Raw genomic sequence first — 1,395 nt, forward strand, 5'->3', positions numbered from 1 at the left:
GGTCACGTCCGCTGGTGTGGTGTAACTGACCTTGAGCTGGGCTCTAGCGCGTTGGGAGCCATCGCAGGACGTTCGTAGGGAAGTGTTCGAAGTTTCCCGAAGGGCGGCCCTGCGATGGCTCTCTCCCAGTCTGAACTGTTGGACCTGCTGGCGTCACTGCGTTCATCGAACAATGTGGACATGGTTCGCACCGTGTTGGAGCGGATTCTGCAGGAACTCATCGAGGCCGAGGCGACCGCGGCGATCGGCGCGGTGCCGTATCAGCACAGCGAGCAGCGCACGAACCTGCGCAACGGACACCGTGACCGCGGCCTGACCACCACCGCCGGGGACGTGGAGTTGCACATTCCCAAGCTGCGCACTGGCACGTTCTTCCCGAGTCTGTTGGAGCGGCGACGCCGTATCGATCAGGCGCTGTTCGCGGTCATCATGGAGGCGTACGTCCACGGCGTGTCCACCCGATCGGTCGATGACCTGGTCAAAGCCCTCGGCGCGGACTCCGGCATCTCCAAGACGCAGGTGTCGAAGATCTGCGCTGGCCTTGATACGGAGGTTGCGGCGTTCCGCGACCGGCCGCTTGATCACACCGTGTTCCCGTACATCTTTCTGGACGCGACCTACTGCAAAGCCCGGGTCAACCACCGGATCGTCTCCCAGGCCGTGGTGATCGCCACCGGGGTCAACGCCGGCGGCGATCGGGAGGTGCTGGGGTTCGCCGTTGGGGACAACGAGACCGAGGCGTTCTGGAAGGAGTTCCTCAGGGGTTTGCGGGCCCGTGGCCTGTCAGGCGTTCAGTTGGTCATCTCTGATGCCCACGCCGGGCTGGTCGCCGCGATCGCGCAGGTCTTCCTCGGTGCAGCCTGGCAACGATGCCGAGTCCATTTTGTGAGAGATGTTCTTGCTCGGATCGAGGCCGGCTCCGGCCAGATGGTCGCCGCCACCATCCGCACCATCTTCGCCCAGCCCGACGCAGCCGGCGTGCGCACCCAGCTGCACCTAGTCGCCGACCTGCTCGCCGAACAGTTCCCCACTGTCAAGGACATGCTGCGCGCGGCCGAGGCCGACATCACTGCCTACGCCACCTTCCCCACGGCGCACTGGACCAAGATCTGGTCGACCAACCCGCTGGAACGCCTCAACCGCGAGATCAAACGGCGAGCCGACGTTGTCCAAGTCTTTCCCAACCCTGCCGCCCTGGCGCGACTCGCCGGGGCGGTACTCGCCGAACTCCACGACGAATGGCAGGTCGCCGACCGCCGGTACCTGTCCGAGGCATCCATGGCCGAACTGCTCGGCACCGAAACCACCGCCGTCTTCACCGGACCGACGGCACTGCCACGAGCCAAAAAGACCACTTGACCAAAGATCAGTTACACCACTCGAAAGGACGCCATC

1 protein-coding gene is annotated in these 1,395 nt (G+C 64.5%); it reads left to right on the forward strand.

Annotated elements, in window-relative coordinates; translation table 11 throughout:
• Window positions 1-114 precede the first annotated feature (114 nt).
• Complete coding sequence (locus ABIA35_RS49405; protein ID WP_370362648.1) at window positions 115-1,359, forward strand: IS256 family transposase; 1,245 nt, start codon at window positions 115-117, stop codon at window positions 1,357-1,359.
• The last annotated feature ends 36 nt before the right edge of the window (window positions 1,360-1,395 follow it).

The organism is Catenulispora sp. MAP12-49, assembly GCF_041262705.1.
GTDB lineage: Bacteria > Actinomycetota > Actinomycetes > Streptomycetales > Catenulisporaceae > Catenulispora.